This window comes from Micromonospora sp. NPDC050980 (genome assembly GCF_040653835.1).
In the GTDB taxonomy this organism is placed as follows: domain Bacteria; phylum Actinomycetota; class Actinomycetes; order Mycobacteriales; family Micromonosporaceae; genus Micromonospora.
Map to the genome: position 1 here is coordinate 94,981 of NZ_JBFAGS010000007.1, position 21,511 is coordinate 116,491.

General features: G+C 72.9%; 21 protein-coding genes. 6 read left to right on the forward strand and 15 right to left on the reverse strand.

The window, feature by feature from the left end; translation table 11 throughout:
• Positions 1–10: 10 nt before the first annotated feature.
• The 11 genes from AB0H28_RS13610 to paaA form a co-directional block, all read right to left on the reverse strand.
• Entirely contained in the window at positions 11–1,285 is a 1,275-nt protein-coding gene (locus AB0H28_RS13610) for a geranylgeranyl reductase family protein (protein WP_358038464.1), read from the reverse strand.
• Between the two features lie 134 nt (positions 1,286–1,419).
• Complete coding sequence (locus AB0H28_RS13615; RefSeq protein WP_358038467.1) at positions 1,420–1,638, reverse strand: hypothetical protein; 219 nt, start codon at positions 1,636–1,638, stop codon at positions 1,420–1,422.
• A 71-nt stretch (positions 1,639–1,709) separates the two neighbouring features.
• Complete coding sequence (locus AB0H28_RS13620; RefSeq protein WP_358038470.1) at positions 1,710–2,423, reverse strand: demethylmenaquinone methyltransferase; 714 nt, start codon at positions 2,421–2,423, stop codon at positions 1,710–1,712.
• Positions 2,424–2,514: 91 nt separating this feature from the next.
• The gene (locus tag AB0H28_RS13625; RefSeq protein WP_358038473.1) at positions 2,515–3,771 is read right to left on the reverse strand and encodes a cell wall anchor protein; all 1,257 of its coding nucleotides are present in this window, start codon (positions 3,769–3,771) and stop codon (positions 2,515–2,517) included.
• 199 nt (positions 3,772–3,970) lie between these two features.
• Entirely contained in the window at positions 3,971–5,143 is a 1,173-nt protein-coding gene (locus AB0H28_RS13630; RefSeq protein WP_358038476.1) for a hypothetical protein, read from the reverse strand.
• A gap of 270 nt (positions 5,144–5,413) precedes the next feature.
• Positions 5,414–6,604, reverse strand: a complete 1,191-nt coding sequence (mqnC, locus tag AB0H28_RS13635) for a cyclic dehypoxanthinyl futalosine synthase (protein WP_358038478.1) — start codon at positions 6,602–6,604, stop codon at positions 5,414–5,416.
• Positions 6,605–6,759: 155 nt separating this feature from the next.
• The gene (paaE, locus tag AB0H28_RS13640; RefSeq protein WP_358038481.1) at positions 6,760–7,887 is read right to left on the reverse strand and encodes a 1,2-phenylacetyl-CoA epoxidase subunit PaaE; all 1,128 of its coding nucleotides are present in this window, start codon (positions 7,885–7,887) and stop codon (positions 6,760–6,762) included.
• Positions 7,884–8,360 carry a 1,2-phenylacetyl-CoA epoxidase subunit PaaD gene (gene paaD, locus AB0H28_RS13645; RefSeq protein WP_358038484.1) on the reverse strand — a complete coding sequence of 159 codons (477 nt, stop codon included), beginning with the start codon at positions 8,358–8,360 and terminating at the stop codon, positions 7,884–7,886. The genes paaE and paaD overlap by 4 nt, the downstream gene beginning before the upstream one ends.
• Before the next feature lie 5 nt (positions 8,361–8,365).
• Positions 8,366–9,091, reverse strand: a complete 726-nt coding sequence (gene paaC, locus AB0H28_RS13650) for a 1,2-phenylacetyl-CoA epoxidase subunit PaaC (protein ID WP_358038487.1) — start codon at positions 9,089–9,091, stop codon at positions 8,366–8,368.
• Positions 9,088–9,375 (reverse strand): 1,2-phenylacetyl-CoA epoxidase subunit PaaB, encoded by a 288-nt coding sequence (gene paaB / locus AB0H28_RS13655; RefSeq protein WP_358039030.1) that lies wholly within the window; start codon positions 9,373–9,375, stop codon positions 9,088–9,090. Before paaB ends, paaC begins: the two co-directional genes overlap by 4 nt.
• Positions 9,376–9,428: 53 nt before the next feature.
• Positions 9,429–10,505, reverse strand: coding sequence for a 1,2-phenylacetyl-CoA epoxidase subunit PaaA (gene paaA, locus AB0H28_RS13660; RefSeq protein WP_358038490.1), 1,077 nt, complete (start codon positions 10,503–10,505; stop codon positions 9,429–9,431).
• A 372-nt stretch (positions 10,506–10,877) separates the two neighbouring features.
• Between paaA and AB0H28_RS13665 the strand changes: the two genes are divergently transcribed.
• On the forward strand, positions 10,878–11,870 hold the full coding sequence (locus AB0H28_RS13665) for a hypothetical protein (protein WP_358038493.1): 993 nt from the start codon (positions 10,878–10,880) through the stop codon (positions 11,868–11,870).
• Positions 11,870–12,805, forward strand: a complete 936-nt coding sequence (locus tag AB0H28_RS13670) for a hypothetical protein (protein WP_358038496.1) — start codon at positions 11,870–11,872, stop codon at positions 12,803–12,805. Before AB0H28_RS13665 ends, AB0H28_RS13670 begins: the two co-directional genes overlap by 1 nt.
• A gap of 16 nt (positions 12,806–12,821) precedes the next feature.
• On the opposite strand, the gene AB0H28_RS13675 is transcribed toward AB0H28_RS13670, so the two are convergent.
• The 3 genes from AB0H28_RS13675 to AB0H28_RS13685 all read right to left on the reverse strand — a co-directional run bounded on the left by AB0H28_RS13675 (position 12,822) and on the right by AB0H28_RS13685 (position 15,636).
• Complete coding sequence (locus AB0H28_RS13675; RefSeq protein ID WP_358038499.1) at positions 12,822–13,673, reverse strand: menaquinone biosynthesis protein; 852 nt, start codon at positions 13,671–13,673, stop codon at positions 12,822–12,824.
• A gap of 79 nt (positions 13,674–13,752) precedes the next feature.
• Positions 13,753–15,012: an MFS transporter gene (locus AB0H28_RS13680; protein WP_358038502.1), complete on the reverse strand. Its 1,260-nt coding sequence runs from the start codon at positions 15,010–15,012 to the stop codon at positions 13,753–13,755.
• Positions 15,013–15,054: 42 nt separating this feature from the next.
• Positions 15,055–15,636: a metalloregulator ArsR/SmtB family transcription factor gene (locus tag AB0H28_RS13685; RefSeq protein ID WP_358038506.1), complete on the reverse strand. Its 582-nt coding sequence runs from the start codon at positions 15,634–15,636 to the stop codon at positions 15,055–15,057.
• A 225-nt stretch (positions 15,637–15,861) separates the two neighbouring features.
• On the opposite strand from AB0H28_RS13685, the gene AB0H28_RS13690 reads away from it, so the two are divergent.
• The 4 genes from AB0H28_RS13690 (at position 15,862) to AB0H28_RS13705 (ending at position 20,583) form a co-directional block, all read left to right on the forward strand.
• Positions 15,862–17,904 carry an AAA family ATPase gene (locus AB0H28_RS13690; RefSeq protein ID WP_358038509.1) on the forward strand — a complete coding sequence of 681 codons (2,043 nt, stop codon included), beginning with the start codon at positions 15,862–15,864 and terminating at the stop codon, positions 17,902–17,904.
• 191 nt (positions 17,905–18,095) lie between these two features.
• On the forward strand, positions 18,096–18,983 hold the full coding sequence (locus tag AB0H28_RS13695; RefSeq protein ID WP_358038512.1) for an ABC transporter ATP-binding protein: 888 nt from the start codon (positions 18,096–18,098) through the stop codon (positions 18,981–18,983).
• 9 nt (positions 18,984–18,992) lie between these two features.
• Positions 18,993–19,730 (forward strand): ABC transporter permease, encoded by a 738-nt coding sequence (locus AB0H28_RS13700; protein ID WP_358038515.1) that lies wholly within the window; start codon positions 18,993–18,995, stop codon positions 19,728–19,730.
• A 94-nt stretch (positions 19,731–19,824) separates the two neighbouring features.
• Positions 19,825–20,583: a VOC family protein gene (locus tag AB0H28_RS13705; RefSeq protein WP_358038518.1), complete on the forward strand. Its 759-nt coding sequence runs from the start codon at positions 19,825–19,827 to the stop codon at positions 20,581–20,583.
• Between the two features lie 114 nt (positions 20,584–20,697).
• Here the strand turns inward: AB0H28_RS13705 and AB0H28_RS13710 are convergent, their stop codons facing one another.
• Positions 20,698–21,474 (reverse strand): ABC transporter ATP-binding protein, encoded by a 777-nt coding sequence (locus tag AB0H28_RS13710; protein ID WP_358038521.1) that lies wholly within the window; start codon positions 21,472–21,474, stop codon positions 20,698–20,700.
• Between the last annotated feature and the right edge of the window lie 37 nt (positions 21,475–21,511).

Here is a 21,511-nt window from a genome sequence, read left to right on the forward strand (position 1 = left end):
CGTTGGTCTGCTACACGGCCGGCGCCACCCTCGTCATGGCGTTGATGACCCGGTCCATCGCGTCCCCGCCGCGCGGGTCGGTGAGGTTCGCCAGCAGCTTCAGCACGAAGCGCATCAACATCGGGTGCGGCATGCCGTGCTTGGTGGCCATCCGCATCACCTCGGGGCGGCCGATCAGCTTCACGAAGACCCCGCCGAGCCGGTAGTAGCCGCCGAAGCGGGCCTTCAGCTCCTGCGGGTAGGCCAGCAGCGCCCGCTCCCGCTCGGCGCCGGCCGGGCGGGCGAGCGCCTGCACGGCGACCTCCGCGGCCAGTTCGCCGGACTCCATCGCGTACGCGATGCCCTCGCCGTTGAACGGGTTGACCATGCCGCCGGAGTCGCCGACCAGCAGCACGCCGCGGCTGTAGTGCGGGACCCGGTTGAAGCCCATCGGCAGCGCGGCGCCGAGGATCGGCCCCTCGGCGTTGGCCTCGTCGGTCATCCCCCAGTCCTCCGGGGTGTTGGCCAACCAGTCGGTGAGCAGCCTGCGGTAGTTGGTCTTGCCGAAGGCCGAGGAGGAGTTGAGCACGCCCAGGCCGACGTTCACCCGGCCGTCGCCGAGGCCGAAGATCCAGCCGTAGCCGGGCAGGAGCGCGTCGTTGCCCTTGGCACGCAGCTCCAGCCACGACTCCAGGTAGTCGTCGTCGTGCTTGGCCGGCGAGCGGTAGTAGCGGCGGACCGCCACCCCGATCGGCCGGTCCTCCCGCTTGGCCATGCCGAGCGCGAGCGGGAACCGGCCGGAGACGCCGTCCGCGGCGACCACCAGCGGCGCATGGAAGGTGGCCGGCTCCTTGCCCGGGCCGACCTCGGCCTGCACGCCGGTCACCCGGTCGTCGGCGTCGAGCACCGGGGTGAGGACGTTGACGCCGGTGCGCAGCTCCGCGCCGGCGGCGACGGCCCGCCGGGCGAGCAGGTCGTCGAAGTCGAGCCGGGTCCGGACCAGGCCGTAGTTGGGGAAGCTGGCCAGGTCGGGCCAGTCCAGCTCCAGCCGGACCCCGCCGCCGATCACCCGCAGGCCCTTGTTGTGCAGCCACCCGGCCTCCGGCGAGGTGTCCACGCCCATCCGGACGAGCTGCCGCACGGCTCGGGGGGTGAGCCCGTCGCCGCAGACCTTCTCCCGGGGAAACTCCGTCTTCTCCAGCAGCAGCACGCGTACGCCGTGCCGCGCCAGGTGGTATGCCGTGGCCGATCCTCCGGGACCGGCGCCCACGACGATGACGTCGGCGTCGTTCTCCACCGCGGTCATCCGCGCCTCCTCCCGCATGCTCGTGAAATGCTTCACAAGCCGATCGGGTTGGAGTCTATGACCGGCGTTACACCTGTATGCGCTGAGGGGGGCCTAACTTCCCGGAAACCGGCCCGAAAGAGGGCGCGGGCCGCTCACGAGCGGGCCGGCGCGGCCGGCCCCAGGCCGGCATCGAGCCGGATCGTCTCGGGCAGGTGGTCGCGCAGCGCGCCGCCGGCCGCACGGTCCAGCGCCGCCAGCACCTCCGCGACCACCTGGCGGACCTCCGCGGGATCCGCGCCGGCCAGGTCACGGAGCTGCGCGATCAGCTCGGCGGCGTCGTCGTCGGTGGCGGCGTGGTCGGGTCCGGTCATGGCCGCGAGCCTACGGCGCACCGCACCCGAAAGTCGGACATTCACGAAATGGCGGGCAGCAGCCCGAGTGATCAGTGCCGGATGGCGCGGTGCAGGGCGACCACGCCCCCGGTCAGGTTGCGCCACGCCACCCGGCCCCAGCCGGCCGCGCCGACCCGGGCGGCCAGGGCCGCCTGGTCCGGCCAGGCCCGGATCGACTCGGCCAGGTAGACGTAGGCGTCGGGATTGCTCGACACGGTCCGGGCCACCGCCGGCAACGACCGCATCAGGTACGACAGGTAGACCGTCCGGAACGCCGCGTTGACCGGGGTGCTGAACTCGCACACCACCAGCCGCCCGCCCGGCCGGGTGATCCGGGCCAGCTCGCGCAGCGCCGCGTCGGTGTCGTTCACGTTGCGCAGCGCGAAGGAGATGGTCACCGCGTCGAAGCTGGCGTCGGCGAACGGCAGGCGTAACGCGTCCCCGGCCAGCAGCGGCACCGCCGGACGGGTGCGTTTGCCCGCGTGCAGCATGCCCAGCGACAGGTCGGCGCCGACCGCGTACGCCCCGGAGTGCGCCAGTTCCTCGGTGGAGACGCCGGTGCCGGCGCCGACGTCGAGCACCCGCTCGCCGGGGCGCAGCCCGAGCGCCGCCCGGGTGGCCCGCCGCCAGGACCGGTCCTGTCCGAAGGAGAGCACCGTGTTGGTCAGGTCGTAACGGGCCGCCACACCGTCGAACATGGCGGCGACCTCGTGTGGTTGCTTCTCCAGGCTGGCGCGCCGGCCCTGGGGGGAACGACTGGTCACCCCTCCACTCTGCCAGCCACGCCGCCCCGGGTACGGCGCGGGGGCGAGGTGGTCGCCCACCTCGCCCCCGGCCGTGTCCGGTGCTCCGGGCTCAGTCCTCGGTGCGCTCGTCGGTCGGCGAGACCAGCACCACCTTGCGACGCCGGGACAGCATCAGCAGCGCCGCGCCGGCGGCGAGCACCACCGCGCCGATCCCACCGATCAGGCCCACCTGCATGCCGGTCACCGGCAGGCCACCGTCGCCGGAGCCGCCACCGCTGCCACCGCCCTCGGTCGGGGTCGGGGTCGGCACCGCGGTCGCGCTGCCGCTCGGGGTCGGCTCGGCCGTCGGCGTGGCGGTCGGGGTCGGCGTCGGGTCCGGGGTCGGCTCCGCGCTCGGGTCGACGAAGACGTCGAACTGGGCGCTGTTGTCGCCGTCGTCGACCTCCGAGAAGGCGCGACGCTGGGCCGAACTGGCGACCCGCGGCGCCTCCTCGGGCGCACCGGCGGCGGAGTCCATGCCCCCGGCGAAGACGAAGCCCGGCCCGAGCAGCTTCTCGGTCACGTCCGCGCCGACCGTCACCTGCACGTCGGCGGTGTAGTACTGGCCGGGCTTGAGCACCGCGCCACGGTCCTGGCAGAGCGCCTGCACGGTGCCCAGGACCTGCTCGACGCAGCCCTCGGGCAGCTCGGCGAAGGTGACGCCGGCCGGCAGCGTGATGCCGTACGTGATGCCGGTGGCCTTGCGGCTGCCGTTGTTGAAGACGGCCCAGTCCAGCGGCACGGTCTCACCCGGCCGGACCGGACGCAGGTTCGCCTCGCCGACGGAGTCGCCGTCGACCTGCACGTCGGCGTACACGTCCTGCACCCAGGTGGTGAGGTCGTAGCCGGGCGCGGTGACGGTGATGTCGTGGTCGACGGAGTCCAGGACGCCGTCGCCGTTGGCCGCGCTGATCGAGACCTTCAGCGTGCCGGCCGCGCCCTTGGCGCCGGTGGAGAAGAGTGGGATGCCGAAGTCCTCGGTGGTGCCGGCGGCCAGGTCGCCGAGCAGGCAGGAGAACCTGGTGCCGGTCACCTCGCAGCCGTCCGGGACGAGCACGCCCACCTTGTGGGGCTTGAGGCGCTTCGTCTCCACAGTGACCCGGACGTCCTTGGCGTCGACGGTGCCGGTGGTGTCTTTCACCTGGAACTTGAACGGCTTGGCCTTGGCCTCGTCGACGCCCTTGGCCAACTGGTAGCTGAGCGGGATGAGTTGAAGCTCCGCCTCGCCCGCGGCCTGCGCCGGTCCGGTGACCGCGCCGAGGCCGGCGGTGGAGAGGAGGGCCACCACGCCGGCGCGCGCCAGCGTGGCTCGGTAACGGTTGGTCATGGTTCCCCCGGGGGTAGGGACGTGCCGATCAGGCACGGGAACGAACGGACGGTACCGGAGCGGCGCGGCGTAGCGCCAGCGCTGGGCGGGTGGGATTCCCGTCTTCCTCGACAAACAGCGGGGGCGGGATGGTCACCCATCCCGCCCCTGCCGCGGTGCGTTATGTGAACGGCCCGCCTGGGCCGATGGAGGACGATCGTCAGGCGACCGGCTTCTCGTCACCCGGGGTCACCAGGACCACACGGCGACGACGGGCGGCCAGGAACAGCGCGCCACCCGCGGCCAGCACGGCCACGCCGACGCCGCCGAGCAGGCCGGCCTGCGGGCCGGTGACCGGCAGGCCACCCTCGTCGTCACCCGAGCCGCCACCGGAACCACCCGGGGCGGCGGCGACCACGACAGCGTACGCGTCGGTGTTGTCGGTGGCGTCGACCTCGACGGGCGTGGCGGCCTCGGCGTTCGCCGGCAGGGCGCTGCGGCCGGGGGTGCGGGCGGTGAGCGACTGGACGCCCAGGGCCTCGACGGTGACCTTGCCGCCGCTCAGGCTGCCGGCCTTGACGTCCTTGCCGACGGTGAGCAGGTGGTAGAAGCGACCACCGGCGATCTGGTCGTCGCCCGGCTTGTCCGTCGACTCCGGAATCAGGTCCAGGTTCTGGTAGGTGCAGACCCGGGAGGACTTGGCAGCGTCGTCCACGCAGCCCTGCTCGGCCTCGGCGAACATCACGCCCTTGGGCAGCTTGACCGCGATCTTCAGGCCGGCCGCGGTGGCGTCGCCCTGGTTCCAGGTGGTGTAGATGAGCTGGGCGGTCTCACCGGCGTGCAGGTCGCCGACCACGGAGATCTTGTCACCCTCGACCTTGACGGCCTTGTCCACGTCGGCGGCGACCACGGTCAGGTCCGGGCCGGTGCCCTCGACCTTGACCTTGACGGTGACCTCGTTGTTGGACTCGTCCGGGTCCGGACCGTCGTGCAGGATGATCGCGCTGATCTCGCCGGCGTCGCCGACCCCGGTGCCCTTGCGCGTCAGCGGGAAGCCCCAGTCGACGTCCGCGCCGGCCTTGAGCGTGTCGCCCTGGATGCCGCAGAGGATGATGCCGTCCTCGCGCTTGTTGCAGCCGGACTCGTCGATGTCCACCTTGGTGGTGTCGAGCTTGCTGATGTCCAGCCCGACGAGGATGCCCTTGACGTCCACCTTGCTCTTGTTCAGCAGGGAGACGCCGGCGGTCTTGCCGGGCGCGCCCACGGCGATCGTGGTGCCGGTGGCCTCGATGGCGAGGTCGGCCGAGTTGGGCTCGGCCATCGCCGGCGCGGTGAAGAGGCCGGCGGCGAGGACACCGGTGGCACCGGCGAGCACGCGACTACGGTTGATCATGGAAGTGGTTCCCCCCGTGGGGTGCAGGAAAGCGTACGGGCGGGGACATTAGCGGTCCACGATCTTCCTCGCCATCCCCTGCGACAGGGGTTCACCACCTGCACACCTAAGGATCGCTTAAAGCTGGTCCGAATTGATCGCTCTTGCTCCCCTGCGCCCCTCCCGGCGGCCGGACGACCGGCCTGCCGGAAGGGCCCTTTCACCCAGCGGTCATCAACCGTTCGGCCGAGTGCCGAGCGTCACCGACCGTGCGGTGACCCACGCGGACGGTCAGTTCACCTCGACCAGCGGCAGCGACCGGCCGGCGCCGCCGCCCGGCAGGGCGATCGACGAGAAGTGCGAGACCACCCGGTCGTCGCTCGGGTCGTCGGCGGGGGTGTGGTGCACCGCGAGCCGGCGGTAGAGCGTGTCCCGCTGGGCCGGGATCCGGTCCGCCGACCGGATCATGCCGATCAGCTCGTGCAGGTTGGACCGGTGCCGTGCGCCGGCCGAGGAGATGACGTTCTCCTCCAGCATGATCGAGCCGAGGTCGTCCACGCCCATGTGCAGAGCGAGCTGCCCGACGTCCTTGCCGGTGGTCAGCCAGGACGCCTGCAGGTGCGGCACCGTCTCGAAGAACAGCCGGGCCACCGCGACCAGGCGCAGGTATTCCAGCGTGGTCGCCTGGGTGCGGCCCTTCAGGTGGTTGTTCTCCGGCTGGTAGGTCCACGGGATGAAGGCCCGGAACCCGCCGGTGCGGTCCTGCACGTCCCGGATCATCCGCAGGTGCTCGATCCGCTCCGCGTTGGTCTCGCCGGTGCCCATCATCATGGTCGCGGTCGACTCCAGGCCCTGCCGGTGCGCCAACTCCATCACCTCGAGCCAGCGCGCGCCGGACTCCTTCAGCGGCGCAATCGCCCGGCGCGGCCGGTCCGGCAGCATCTCGGCGCCGGCGCCGGCGATCGAGTCCAGGCCGGCCGCCTTGATCCGGGCGATCGCCTCGTCCAGGCTCACGCCCGAGACCTTCGCCATGTGCAGGATCTCGCTCGGGCCGATCGAGTGGATGGCGAGCTGCGGGTAGGCCCGCTTGACCGAGGAGAACAACTCCTCGTAGTAGTCCACGCCGTAGTCCGGGTGGTGCCCGCCCTGGAGCATGACCTGGGTGGCGCCCAGCTCGACCGCCTCCCCGCAGCGGCGCAGGATCTCCTCGGTCGGGTGGGTCCAGCCCTCGGCGTGCTTGGGCGCCCGGTAGAACGCGCAGAACTTGCACGCCGTCACGCAGACGTTCGTGTAGTTGATGTTGCGGTCGATCAGGTAGGTGACGATGTTGTCCGGATAGCGGCGCCGCCGCACCGCGTCGGCCGCCTCGCCCAGCGCGTGGAAGGGCGCCTCGGTGTAGAGCAGCAGGGCCTCCCCGGGCGTGATCCGCCCGCCGTCCGCGCCACGCTGCAGGATGTCGTCGATCTCCCGGCTCACCGTCACGCCTCCGAGCCTACGTCGCGGCCCCGACGGCGGACACGCCACTCCGCCGCTCGGTGACGAGGACCCCAGTCGCCGGGTCAGCCCATCCCCGGGCTCGCCACCGGCGGCCCCATCGCCTCCGCCGCCTCCAGCAGGCACCGGCCGTGGGTCACAAGTCAGGCGTCGTAGTCGACCGTCAGCTTGTCCGTCACCGGGCTGGACTGGCAGGTCAACACATATCCGGCGGCCACCTCGTCCGGCTCCAGCGCGTAGTTGCGCGCCATCGTCACCGCACCGTCGGTGACCCGGGCGCGGCAGGTGGAGCAGACCCCGCCCTTGCAGGCGTACGGCAGTTCGCCCCGCACCCGCAACGCCGCGTCCAGCACCCGCTCGTCCCGGCCCATGGTGAAGCTCGACGAGCGCCCGTCCAGCACGATCGTCACCTCGGTGCCGGCCCCGGCGCCGGGCCGCTCGACCGGCCGGCGCGCCGGCTCCGCCGCCGGGTCCACGTGGAACAGCTCGGTGTGCACCGCCCTGTCCGGCACCCCACGCCCGGCCAGCACCGCCTTGGCGTCCTCCACCATGCCGTACGGGCCGCACAGGAACCACTCCTCGATCTCGTCACCCGGCACCACGGTGTCGAGCAGCCGGGTCAACCGGTCGGCGTCGATCCGGCCGGAGAGCAGCGCCGACTCGCCCATCTCACGGGACAACACGTGCACCAGGTGCAACCGGGTCGGATAGCGGTCCTTCAGGTCGGCCAGCTCCTCGGCGAACATCACCGTGTTCGCCGTGCGGTTGCCGTACACCACCGTGAACGTGCTTTCCGGCTCGACCGCCAGCGCGGTCGCGGCCAGCCCGAGCACCGGCGTGATGCCGGAGCCGGCGACCACCGCGCCGTACCGCCGGACCCGGTCCGGGGTGAACGCGGACGTGAAGTGCCCGAGCGGCGGCAGCACCTCGACGGTGTCGCCACCGCGCAGCGCGCCGCAGGCGTAGGCGGAGAAGGCCCCACCGGGGACCTCCCGCACCCCGATCCGCAACCGGCCGTGCCGGGCCAGCTCGTCCGGGGTGGAGCTGATCGAGTACGACCGCCGCGCCTCCTCGGCCTCCGGGTCGTCCGCGACGGCCGGGCGGCGGACCGTGAGGTGCTGCCCGGCCCGGAACGCGAACGTCTCCCGCAGCTCCTCGGGCACCGCGAAGGTGATCGACACCGAGTCGTCGGTGAGCCGGTCGACGGCGGCCACGGGCAACGGGTGGAAGGTCGGCCGACGGCGGACCGGGCGGGTGATGGTGACAGTCACAGCGCCTTCAGGTGGTCGAAAGGTTCGGAGCAGGAACGGCAGCGCCACAGCGCCTTGCAGGCGGTCGAGCCGAACCGGCTGACCTGCGTGGTCTCCGGGGAGCCGCAGCGCGGACAGCGGACCGCCAGGGTCAACGGCACCACCGTGTCGTCACCGCGCCGGGCGGGCGGGGCGATGCCGGCGGCGGACAGCTTGGCCCGGCCGGCGTCGGAGATCCAGTCGGTACTCCAGGCCGGATGATAGACCGTGCGGACCTCGGCGTCCGGATGCCCGGCGGCGGCGAGCGCCCGGCGGATGTCCGCCCGGATCACGTCCATCGCCGGGCAGCCGGTGTAGGTGGGGGTGATGGTGACCACCACCCGGCCGGTGTCCGGCTCCCGCTCGACCGCGCGCAGGATGCCCAGCTCGTCGATGGTGACGACCCGGATCTCCGGGTCCACCACCGCCGCGACCGCCGCCCTGGCGTCGGTCACCGTGGTCACCATGTCGCCCCGGGGTGGGCGCGGTGCAGCACCTGCATCTCGGCCAGCAGGTAGGAGAGGTGTTCGGTGTGCAGGCCGTCCCGGCCACCGCCCGGCGCCCAGCCCGTCTCCGGGCGGGTCAGCGTGGCCTCGTCCAGCACCGCGGCCACGGTGGCGTCGAAGCCGGCCCGCAGGGTGGCCGGGTCGACCGGCGCCGCCGGGTCCGCGACGAACAGCTCGTGGACGTACGGCCACACCTGCTCGACCGCGTCCTGGGCGCGGCGGTGCGACTCGTCGGTGCCGTCGCCGAGACGCCGCATCCAGAGCGAGGCGTGGTCCAGGTGGTAGGCCGACTCCTTGCGCGCCTTCGCGCCGATCGCGGCCAGCCGCTCGTCGGCGCAGCCGGCCAGCGCGGTGTAGAGCGGCAACTGCCAGGCGGCCAGGAAGAACAGCTTCGCCATGGTCACCGCGAAGTCGCCGTTGGGCAGCTCGACCAGCAGGCAGTTGCGGAACTCGCGGTCGTCGCGCAGATAGGCCAGCGCGTCCTCGTCCCGGCCCGTGCCCTCCAACTCCCCCGCGTACGTGAGCAGGAGCCGGGCCGCGCCGAGCTGGTCGAGGGCGATGTTGGCCAGCGCGATGTCCTCCTCCATCTCCGGCGCGCGGGTGGTCCACTCGCCGAGCCGCTGCGCCGCGACCAGCGCGTCGTCGCCGAGACCGAGGGTGAAATCGAACAGGCTGCTCACAGGTGCGACACCCCGTCCGGCACCTCGTAGAACGTCGGGTGGCGGTAGACCTTGTCGGCCGCCGGGTCGAAGAAGGCGTCCTTCTCGTCCGGGCTGGACGCGGTTATCGCGCTCGCCGGCACCACCCAGATGGAGACGCCCTCCTGGCGGCGGGTGTAGAGGTCACGGGCGTTGCGCAACGCCAGCTCGGCGTCGGGGGCGTGCAGGCTGCCGACGTGGGTGTGCGACAGGCCGCGCCGGGCCCGCACGAAGACCTCCCACAGGGGCGAGGACTGGCTGGTCATGCGGGGCTGGTCGGGCATGCCCTCACGGCCCTCGCTCCGCTCGGTGCGTTCGGTCATGCCGCTACCGCTTCCTTCCGGTCCGTCCGCTCCGCTCGCTTCGCGGCGTACGCCGCGGCGGCCTGCCGCACCCATGCGCCGTCGGCGTGGGCCCGCTGCCGGTGTGCCATCCGCTCCCGGTTGCACGGCCCGTTGCCCTTGATCACCCGCATCAGCTCGTCGTAGTCGGGCTGGGTGTAGTCGTACGCCTGGCGGTCGTCGTTCCACCGCAGGCCCGGGTCGGGGATGCTCAGCCCGAGCACCTCCGCCTGGCCGACGCACATGTCGACGAAACGCTGACGCAGCTCGTCGTTGGAGAAGCGCTTGATCTTCCAGGCCATGGACTGCGCGCTGTGCGTGGAGTCGCCGTCCGGCGGGCCGAACATGGCCAGCGACGGATACCACCAGCGGTCGACCGCGTCCTGGGCCATCGCCTTCTGGGCCAGCGTACCGTGGGCCAGCGTGTGCAGGATCTCGTAGCCCTGGCGCTGGTGGAACGACTCCTCCTTGCAGACCCGGATCATGGCCCGGGCGTAGGGCCCGTAGGAGCAGCGGCACAGCGGCACCTGGTTGACGATCGCCGCGCCGTCCACCAGCCAGCCGATGGCGCCCACGTCGGCCCAGGTGAGGGTCGGATAGTTGAAGATCGAGCTGTACTTCTGCCGGCCGTCGAGCAGCAGGTCCACCAGCTCGTCGCGGCTGATGCCGAGCGTCTCGGCCGCCGCGTAGAGGTAGAGCCCGTGGCCGGCCTCGTCCTGCACCTTGGCCAGCAGGATGGCCTTGCGCTTGAGCGAGGGGGCCCGACTGATCCAGTTGCCCTCCGGTTGCATGCCGATGATCTCGGAGTGGGCGTGCTGGGCGATCTGCCGGATCAGCGTCTTGCGGTACGCCTCCGGCATCCAGTCCCGGGGTTCGATCTTCTGGTCGGCGTCGATCACGTCGGCGAAGTAGGTTTCGGCGTCGTCGTCCGGTGGCGGACCGCCCCGCCTGGCCCGCGCCGCCGCCTCGCGCAGCGCCGCTTCCGCGGCCTCCACCTCGCCGAGCAGGCCGCCGCCCGGAGCGTCCTCGGGCGGGGCGAAGTCATTGCCATACATGAAGCCAGTGTTACAGCTCGCGCCGAATGACACCAGAGGGTGTAACAGGATTCCGGAGACACCTTCGGTGAAGGGTCGAACGCGCGCCGTGGTCACTCCCGACCTGCGCAAATGGATGTGACGTCGACCACTTGTCGAAGATGAAACCCCCCAAGGATGGCATAGCGGTTCATTATCCCGCCGACCTGGCGAGTTGCCGGGTGTCGGGATCTGGCGGAAGGCCGGTCCGGAAGTAGACTTCCCCCGGCACACCGATCGGCTGCCGTTGATCGCCACCGTTACGGGCCACCGTCCCCCGGCCCCGCGGCGATCGGGCCGAACACATGCGCAAGCGCCGGTCCCCCCGGCCAGAGATCTGGAGTTCACCCACTCATGCGACCTCGCGTGACCATGGGGCTCGCCGTCGTGGCGGTCCTCGTCGGCGGTGGCCTGCTGGTGCCCGCCGCGTACGCGAAGCTCTCCGGCCCGGCCGGCCTGAGCAGCCTCGGCGGCGTCGGCGCCGGCGCCGAGCAGGTGCCCGCGCCCAGCCCGAGCGCACCGCCGCCCCCGACGCTGGCCGACGCGCCGGTCTCGGTGAACTTCAAGGGCGAGTTCTTCTCCTGGGCGCTGATGGACCGCAAGACCGGAGTCGTCACCGGCGCGAAGAACATGAGCCAGACCAGCTCCACCGAGTCGATGCTGAAGACCTGGATCGTCTCGGACTACCTGCGCCAGCTCGGCGACAAGGAGCCCACCGCCGACTTGAAGAAGGCGGCGAGCGTGGCCATCCGGGACAGCGACGACGACGGCGCGAACCGGGTCTACCGGGCGGCCGGCGGGTCCTACAAGCCGCAGCCCGGCGGCAAGCTCAACCCGGTGCTCCAGCGCGCGGTCAAGATCTGCGGTCTCACCGACACCAAGCCCGGCAACGTGCCCTCGTTCGAGGGCTGGTGGAGCTTCACCCGGATGTCCCCCCGGGACGCGGCCCGGCTCGGCGACTGCATCGCCGACGGCAAGGCCGCCGGGCCGAAGTGGACCAAGTGGGTGCTCGACGAGATGGCGAACGTCCGGGGCAGCATCAACAGCCAGCAGACGAGGTCCGGCGGCGGCAAGTGGGGCATCGTCGACGGCCTGCCCGCCTCGATCAAGTCCCAGGGCCCGGTGAGCATCAAGAACGGCTGGACCCAACTCGTGTACGACGGCAACTGGCACGTCAACTGCCTGGCCGTCACCGACAAGTGGAGTCTCGCGGTGATGATGCGCTACCCGCGCGGCGCCGGCCTGTCCTACGGGTCCAAGGTGTGCGCCAGCGTCGCCACGCAGCTCGTCACCCCGCAGCCCGGGGCCGCGCTCAAGGTGCCGCAGCAGCCGGTCGGGAAGCTCTGATGGCCGGGGCCCGGCGTCGGCCCGGCAGCAGTCACCGCCCGCTCGCGTTCATCGCCGTCGCCGTCGCCCTGGTCGGCCTGCTGCTTCTCTCGCTGCGACTGGTCCCCGGGTCGCCGTTGCGGCAGACCGCCGCCTCGCGTCCCGAGCCGGCCGGCGAACGGTCCACCGCGCAGCCCACCGACCGCAACGCCCGCCCGGAGCCGGTGCCCTCGCCGTCGCTGGAGCCGCTGCCGTTCCAGGCCCAGAATCTCGACGATCTCGACCTCAAGGGCTGGTACGCCTGGTCCGTGCTGGACAAGCGCACCGGTAAGATCATCGGCTCGGCGAACATGAGCGAGACCAGCACCACCGCGTCCCTGATCAAGTCCTGGGTCGTCGCCGACTACCTGCGTCGCAGCGCCGAGGACGGCCGGACGCCGAGCGACGCGAAACTCGCCGACGCCACCCAGATCATCCGCGACAGCGACAACACCCGGGCCCAGCAGTTCTACGAGAGCGTGGGCAGCGCGGCCTCGATCAAACGGCTGATCTCGATCTGCAAGCTGACCGACAGCAAGGTCGCCGCCGACGGCGGCTGGAGCCGGACGCTGCTCTCCGCCCGGGACACCGCGCGACTCGGCCTCTGCATCGACGACGGCCGGGCCGCCGGGCCGAAGTGGACGAAGTGGCTGCTCAACGAGATGCGCCTGGTCCGTGGCGTCGGTGACTTCGGCATCCGCAAGGCGTTCCCGGCCGCCCAGCAACAGAAGATCGCGATCAAGAACGGCTGGATCGACCGGCAGAAGGAAAAGGAATACCACGTCAACTGCCTGGCGATCGGCGACACCTGGACCATGGGCGTGATGGTCAAGAGCCCGTTCAGCGTCGGCGGGTGGGACTACGGCATGAAGGCCTGCGAGCAGATCACCGAGGCGCTGCTGCGCCCGGCGAATTGACCCGCGCCCCGGGCGCTCAGCCCTGGAAGAACTGCGGGCCGCCCGCCGGCAGCGCCGGCACCTCGCCGTACGCGGCGGCCCGGCGGGCGAACTCGCGCAGCCCGGCCACCTGCCGCTCGCCCAACGAGAAGTCGAGCGTACGGAAGTAGGTGGCAAGCGTCGCCGCGTCGAACGGCTCCCACCGGGCCGCCGCCTCGGCCACCTGGTCCAGCTCGGCCAGGCACAGGTCACGCGAGCGCAGGAACGCCTCGTGCACCTCCTTGACCAGGCCCGGGTGGGCGGCGGCGAAGTCGCGCCGGACCGCCCAGACGGCGAACACCATCGGCAGCCCGGTCCACTCGTGCCAGGCCGCGCCGAGGTCGGTCACCGCAAGGCCCTTGCCCGGCGCCTCGTAGAGCGCGCGCAGCGCCACGTCGCCGATCAGCACCCCCGCCTCGGCCTCCAGCAGCATCTGGGTCAGGTCCGGCGGGCAGCGGAAATACTCCGGGTGCACCCCGTAGCGCTCGGCGAGCAGCACCTGGGCCAGCAGCACCCCGGTGCGCGAGGTGGAGCCCAGCGCGACCCGGGCGCCGTTCAGCTCACCGAGCGGCCGGGTGGAGACCATGTTGACCGAGAGCACCGGGCCGTCGCTGCCGACCGCCAGGTCGGGCAGGAGCAGCAACTCGTCGGCGTGCTTCAGGAACTCCACAAGCGTGATGGGGCCGATGTCGAGGTCACCGCGGACCAGGTCGGCGCTCAGCCGGTCCGGCGAGTCCTTGTGCAGGTCGACGTCGAGCAGCGCGCCGGACCGCATCAGCCCCCAGTAGATGGGCAGGCAGTTCAGGAACTGGATGTGCCCCACCCGGGGGCGGGCGATGCGTTCGGCCATGGCCCGACCGTATCCCCGCCCGCACCGGATGAAAGGAGGGGCCCCTTATTAACGCATTCGGTAGAGGAGGGGGCCCCGCTTAACCGCCCACCCCCATCGGGGACGGCGCGGCGGGGTGCGGCGCGGGGGTGGCGGGGGCGCGCTCGGCGCGTACCGCGCGGCGGACCGGCCAGGCCAGCGCTACCACCACCAGCAGGCCGACCACCCCGCAAGCGGCGACAAGCGACCGGGGGTCGGCCACCTCCAGCAGCAGTCCGCCGACCAGGTAGCCGCCCATCCCGGCACCCTGCACCGCCGCGCCGAAGGCCGCGAACGCCCGCCCCCGGGCTACCTCCGGCACCCGACGGGCAAGCAGCAACTGGTCGAAGACGTTGTTGCCGCCGTTGCCCACGCCACCCAGCAGCCAGATCGGCACCAGCAGCCACGCCGACGGCACCGCCGCCGAGGCGAGCACCGCCAGGCAGCAGCCGCCGAGCAGCACCAGCCCGGCCCCGAGCAGCGCGCCGTCGTCGGCGAGCCGGCGGGCGACCCGGGCGAACAGCCAGGCGCCGAGCACGATGCCGAGCGTCCAGGAGCCGGTGACCAGGCCGTACACGATGGTGGAGCTGTCCAGGGTCTCCCGGATGAAGAAGACCTCGATCACGTTGATCGCCCCGACCGCGCCGACCACCGCGGCCACGCTGCCGACCATGACCAACAGCAGCGGGTCGCGCCGCAGCCGCCACCCGGGCGTGGCCGCCCCGGCGACGTCGGCCGCCACCCCACGGCCACCCCGGCGGGTACGGATGAGCAGCCCGGCCACCACCAACGCCAGGTAGCTGACCGCGTCCACGAGCAGCGGCACCCGGGTGCCGAACTGCCCGACGAGCAGCCCGGCCAGCGCGGGCCCGGCGAGCGCGCCCAGGGTGCCGGCGGTCTGGTTGAGCGCGCCGGCCCGGGGCAGGTCCGCGGCGCGGACCATCACCGGCACCAGCGCGGCGAGCACCGGCTGGGTGACCGCGAGGCCGGTCGCGAGCAGCGCCACGAGCGCGACGACCAGGACCGGATCCTTCGCGTACGCCAGGGCCACGCAGATCCCGGCCTGAACGAGGCCGGCGGTGACCAGCAGGACGCGGCTGTCCACCCGGTCGGCGAGGCGACCGGTAAGCGGGGCGAGCGCGACCAGGGGCAGCGTCGCGGCGAGCAGCAGCCCGGAGACGGCGAGCCCACCGGCCCCGGCGGACTGGAGCGCCAGCGTCAGCGCGGTGGCGGCGAGGAAGTCGCCGCAGCTGGAGACGCCCCGGGCGGTGGTGGCGAGCCAGACGTCCGACCAACGCGACGACCCAGGTGTGAAGGACATACTTCGAAAATAATCCTTCACACCTGGGCACGCAAGCCCCGCTCAGTCGATCGGCATCGCCCGGTACTGCACCGCCACCTTCCGCGCCCCGGCCGGCGGGTCCGTGCGGTTCCGCTGCCGGTACGGCGACGTCAGCGCCCGGACCGATTCGTTCAGCTCGGCCAACTCCTCGGCGGTCAGCAGCAGCACGCTGTCACTGAACCAGGTCGCCTCGTACCATTCGCGCGGCTCGTGCGGGGCCCGGCGCATCCAGTCCCGGACCCGCTGCGCGTCCCGGACCAGGTGCGCCTCCACCAGCGCCGCCTCGGCGGCGTGCGTCTCCGGGTCGGCATCCGGCCCCGCCTCGACGGAGTACGACGGGTTCACCGCCTCCCACACCCGCTCCCGCGCGTCACCCCGGCCGGCCGCCTGCCGCACCAGGCCGAACTTCGCCAGCTCGCGCAGGTGGTAGCTGGTGGCGCTGGGCGAGAGGCCGGCGATCTCGGCGCACTCGGTGGCGGTCGCTCCACCCTCCCCGGCGCTGAGATGTTCCATGATCGCCATCCGGGCCGGATGGGCGAGCGCCCGCATCACCTGTGGGTCGCTGATGGTCACCCGATGCTGTTCCGGACGCGCCTCGGTCATGCCCCCATGATCCCGCGTCGACGGGCGACGGACACCCGCGGCAGCGCCGTGGCGGCTCAGGCCACACCGTCTAATTCGGTGGCGGCACCGATCGGCGCCTCCGTATAGTGGTTGACCGCCCGACGGCCGCGGTGAGCATGCACCGCAGCGGACGTCCCCGCGCCGGGAGCAGGCCAACCGCCCCGGACACGCGAGCGAGCATCATGTTGAGCCTGGGAGTTCACCGTGCCCGCAACGCAAAGCGACACCACCAACCTCGACGCCGAACTCGCCACCGAACGCGCCCACCTGGACACCTCCCGCGCCGCGCTGCGCCGGATGCGGGAACGCGCCGAGGCGCTCTTCGCCACCGGCGACAAGGTGGCCGGCGACGCGTACACCGCCGAACAGCTCGGCCGGCACATGGCCCGCCGGGTCAAGGAGCTGGCCGACGACCCGAGCACCCCGCTCTTCTTCGGCCGGCTCGACTTCGGGCCGGACGACCCGGACCACGCCGGGCGGGACTACCACGTCGGGCGGCGACACGTCACCGACGAACTGGGTGAGCCGCTGGTGCTGGACTGGCGCGCGCCGGTGTCCCGGTCGTTCTACCGGGCCAGCGCCCGCGACCCGCAGGGCGTCGCGGTGCGCCGCCGGTTCGGGTTCAACGCCGGCGTGCTGACCAGCTTCGAGGACGAGCACCTCGACCGGGGCGAGGAGCTGGGCACCGCCAGCCGGATCCTCACCGCCGAGATCGAACGCCCCCGCGTCGGCCCGATGCGGGACATCGTCGCCACCATCCAGCCCGAGCAGGACGAGCTGGTCCGGGCCGACCTGGGCGACTCGATCTGCGTCCAGGGCGCGCCGGGCACCGGCAAGACGGCGGTCGGGCTGCACCGCGCCGCCTACCTGCTCTACCTGCACCGGGAACGGTTGCGCCGGTCCGGCGTGCTGATCGTCGGGCCGAACCGGGCGTTCCTGTCGTACATCGCGGCGGTGCTGCCCGCGCTCGGCGAGGTCGAGGTCGAGCAGGCCACCGTCGAGGACCTGGTCGCGCGGGTGCCGGTCCGCGCGGTCGACGACCCGGCCGCCGCCACGCTCAAGCACGACGTCCGGATGGCCGAGGTGCTGCGCCGCGCCGTCGAGGCCCACATCGGTACGCCGGCCGAGCCGATCATGGTTTCGGACGGCTCCTTCCGCTGGCGGATCGGCCTCGACCCGCTGCATCGGGTGGTCGCCGAGACCCGCGCGGAGGGCCTGCCCTACGCCGTCGGCCGGGAGCGGGTCCGGGCGCGGGTGGTGGGGTTGCTGCAACGCCAGGCCGAGGCCCGCCGCGCCGAGTCACCGAGCGACGCCTGGCTGCGTCGGATGAGCCGGATCGGGCCGGTCGCCGACCTGCTCGACGCGGTCTGGCCGGCGCTCACCCCGGACGGGCTGCTGCACCGGCTGCGTACCGACGCGGACGCGCTCGCCGCCGCCGCCGACGGCCTGCTCACCGCCGAGGAGCAGGACTTGTTCCGGGCCGGGAAGGTCGGGCGGACCGCGAAGGCGACCCGGTGGACCACCGCCGACGCGGTGCTCATCGACGAGGCCGCCGGGCTGCTGGAACGGCCCGCAGGCTTCGCCCACGTGGTGGTCGACGAGGCACAGGACCTCTCCCCGATGCAGTGCCGGGCCATCGCCCGCCGCAGCGAGCACGGCTCGCTCACGCTCCTCGGCGACCTGGCCCAGGGCACCGCACCCTGGGCCGCGACCGACTGGCGCGACTCCCTGGCGCACCTGGGCAAGCCGGACGCGGCGGTGGTGCCGCTGAGCGTCGGCTTCCGGGTGCCGGCCGCCGTGGTGGCGTTCGCGAACCGGCTGCTGCCCGCACTCGCCGTCGACGTGCCGGCGGCCCGGTCGCTGCGCCACGACGGCGCGCTCGACGTGCGTACCGTCGAGGACCTGACGGCCGCGACGGTGTCCGAGGTGCGGGCGGCGCTCGCGCACGACGGCTCGGTCGGGGTGATCGCCGCCGACGACACGGTGGACGCGCTCCGCGCGGCGTTCGCCGAGGCGGGCGTCGACACCGCGACCGCCGACGACGTCGAGGCCGCGGCGCGGGTCACGGTGGTCCCGGCGACGCTTGTCAAGGGACTGGAGTACGACCACGTGGTGGTCGTCGAGCCGGCCGCGATCGTGGCCGCCGAGCCACGTGGCCTGCACCGCCTCTACGTGGTGCTGACCCGGGCCGTCTCCCGGCTGGCGGTGCTGCACCGGGAGCCGTTGCCCGCCCCGCTGGCCGGCTGACCCGCCGGCGTGCGCGTTCGCCCGCGCCGGCTTCGACGTGTTGAACAGCACCGCCCCGGCGTACACCCGATCCCCGGACGCCGCCGGCCCCAGCGGGGCGGGCGGCGACGGCGGCTGCGCGCCCTGGGGCGGCAAGGCTGGCATCGGCACGGTAGACAGGGACGGCAAGCCCCGTCGTCCGAGGAGCCACGATGATCCTGGCCCGCGCCGAACAGGTCAGCCGCCGCTACGGCGAGGTGCTGGCACTGGACCGGGTCGACCTGACCGTCCGGGCCGGTGAGCTGGTCGGTCTGCTCGGCCCGAACGGCGCCGGCAAGAGCACGCTGATCAACCTGCTGGTGGGGCTGCGCCGCCCGACCGCCGGCCGGGTCGAGCTGCTCGGCGGCGACCCGCGTGACCCGGCCAGCCGGCGGCAGCTCGGGGTGACCCCGCAGGAGACCGGCCTGCCCGGCACGCTGCGCGTCGGCGAGGTGGTCGACTTCGTCTCCGCGCACCACCCCGACCCGGTGCCCCGGGGCGAGCTGCTCGACCGCTTCGGCCTCACCGACCAGGTCCGCCGGCAGACCGGCGGCCTCTCCGGCGGGCAACGCCGCCGGCTGGCGGTGGCGCTGGCGTTCGTCGGCCGGCCCCGGCTGGTGCTGCTCGACGAGCCGACCACCGGGCTGGACGTGGAGGCACGGCACGCGCTCTGGGAGTCGATCCGCGGCTTCCACGCCGAGGGCGGCACCGTGCTGCTGAGCAGCCACTACCTGGAGGAGGTGGAGGCGCTGGCCCAGCGGGTCGTGGTGATCGGCCACGGTCGCGTGCTCGCCGACGACTCGGTGGCGGCGGTCCGCGGCATCGTCGGCGTACGCCGGGTCAGCCTGGTCGCCGACGACCTGCCGGCGCTGCCCGGAGTGGTCGCCACCGAACGCAAGGACGGGCGGGTCCACCTGCTCACCACCGACGCCGACCAGCTCGTCCGGGACCTGGTCACCACCGGTGCGACGTTCCGCGACCTGGAGGTGCGCCCCACCTCGCTGGAGGAGGCGTTCCTCGCCATCACGGCCGACGACCGGCCCGCGTCCGCAGCCGCCTAGGAGACCGCCGTGCCGCTCACCCTCGTCCACGCCCGCTACCAGCTCCTGGAGATCATCCGGATTCCGGTGGCGGTGGTCGGCAGCGCGTTCTTCCCCGCCGCGGCGATGCTCTTCTTCGTGGTGCCGTTCGCCGGCGACGACCCCACGGCGGCCACCTACGCCACCGCCGCGATGGTCACGTTCGCGACCATGAGCGCCAACATCTTCCAGTACGGCGTGGGTGTCGCCGAGGACCGTGACCAGCCCTGGAACCCGTACACCCGGACCTTGCCGGCCGGGCCGGCGCCGCGGCTGGCCGGGCGGATCCTGGCCGGCCTGGTCCTGACCTACCTGTCGATGGTGCCGGTGGTGGTGATCGCCGCGGTGGCCACCGCGGCCCGGGTGACCGCGGCGCAGTTCCTGCTCGGGCTCGGCGCGGTCGCCGTGATCTCGGTGCCGTTCACCCTGCTCGGCCTGGCGATCGGCTATTCACTGCCGAGCAAGGCCGCGATCGTGGTGGCACAGGTGCTCTTCTTCCCGCTGGCCTTCGGCGGCGGCCTGCTCTCCGGGCCGGACGACGCGCCCGGCTTCGTCCGGGTGGTCGCCCCCTACCTGCCGACCCGGGGCGCCGTGGAGCTGATGTGGGCGGCGGTCACCGGCTGGCAGCCCGACCCGAAGGCGCTGGTGATGCTGGTGCTCTGGGTGCTGGTGCTCGCCGCCGTCGCGGGTTGGGCCTACCGGCGGGACGAGGGACGCCGCTTCACCTGACCAGTTGTCCGGTTCCGGCCCGCTGGCCGACCGCACGGTGCCACGATGCCGGCAGGGCGGGCCGGCGTGGCCGCTCCCGGCGAGAGGGGTCACCGTGAACGGTGTCGAGCCCGGCACACCCTGCTGGACCGACCTGGCCACCCCCGGCCTGGAAGACGCGAAACGCTTCTATCCGCAGCTCTTCGGCTGGACCGGCCGGGTTTCCACGGTGCCGGACGCCGGCGGCTACACCGTCTTCCTCAAGGACGGCAAGGCCGTCGCCGGGGCGGGCCCGCCGGCAACCGACGATCAGGTGCCGATCTGGTCCACGTACGTGGCGACCGACGACGCCGACCTGGTCGCCACCCGGGTCGAGGCGGCCGGCGGGCAGGTGCTGGTGGCACCGTTCGACGTCAGCGGGCAGGGGCGGATGGCGGTGCTCGCCGACCCGGCCGGCGCGGTGTTCAGCGTGTGGCAGCCGATGGCGATGCGCGGGGCGGAACTGTTCAACGCGCCCGGCGCGATGTGCTGGAACGAGTTGGTCACCCCCGACCCGGACCGGGCCCAGGAGTTCTACGCGCTGGTCTTCGGCTGGCACGCCGAGGAACGGCCGGCCGGGTCGATCCCCTACGTCGGGTGGCGCTGCGGCGCCCGCATCATCGCCGGCATGCTGCCGCGGGCCGAGCCGCTGCCGGCGGATCTGCCCGCGTACTGGACGGTCTACTTCGCGGTGGCGGACACGGACGCCACCGCGGCGCGGGCCGCCGAGTTGGGCGGCACCATCCTCGTCCCGCCGAGGGACAATCCGGCCGGCCGCTCGGCGGCCCTCCGCGACCCCCAGGGCGCGCTCTTCTCCATCTCCACCCTCCGCTGACCGCCCACCCCACCCCTTCTCTCCGCCCTCTTTCACGGAAAGAGTGCTCATCGCACCGGGGATGGGCACTCTTTCCGTGAACGAGGGCACGACCGGGCGTGGGGTGGGTGGGGGTCAATGGGGGCGGACGGGGACCACCAGGGGGCCGTGGTCGCCGGGGATCACCCGGACGTGGGCGCGGTAGTGGCGGGCCAGGAGCTGCTCGGTGAGCACCTCGGCGGGCGGGCCGGCGGCGGCCACCCGGCCGTCGGCGAGCAGCACCAGGCGGTCGGCGTACTCGCCGGCGATGGAGAGGTCGTGCATGGTGGCGAGCACGGTCAGGTCGTGCTCGCGGCGGAGCTGGTCGACCAGCTCCAGCACCTCCTGCTGATGCCCGATGTCCAACGCGCTGGTCGGCTCGTCCAGCAGCAGCAGGGTCGCGCCCTGCGCCAGCGCCCGAGCCAGGAACACCCGCTGCCGTTCCCCGCCGGAGAGGGTGGCCAGCTCGCGCCGGCCGAAACCGGCCAGGTCGAGTCGGTCCAGCACCTCGTGCACGGCGGCCAGGTCGGCGGCGGACTCCCGGCCCAGCGGCGGCATGTAGGGCGTGCGCCCCAACAGGACGTAGTCGAAGACCGACATGCCGGCCGGCACCACGGGTGACTGCGCCACGGTGGCCACCACCCGGGCCCGGTCGCGGCGGCGCAGCGCGCGGATCGGCGTACCGAAGAGGGAGACGGCGTCCGGCGCGGGCAGCAGGCCACCGACGGCGCGCAGCAGGGTCGACTTGCCGGCGCCGTTCGGGCCGATCACGGTGACCCACTCACCCACCGAGACGGTCAGGTCGACACCGGCCAGGACCGGGTTGCCGCCCAGCTCGACCCGCAGGTCCCGGACCTCGACGGCGGCGCTCACGCCGCACTCCTGGCTCGCGACTGCGGGGCTCGCAAAC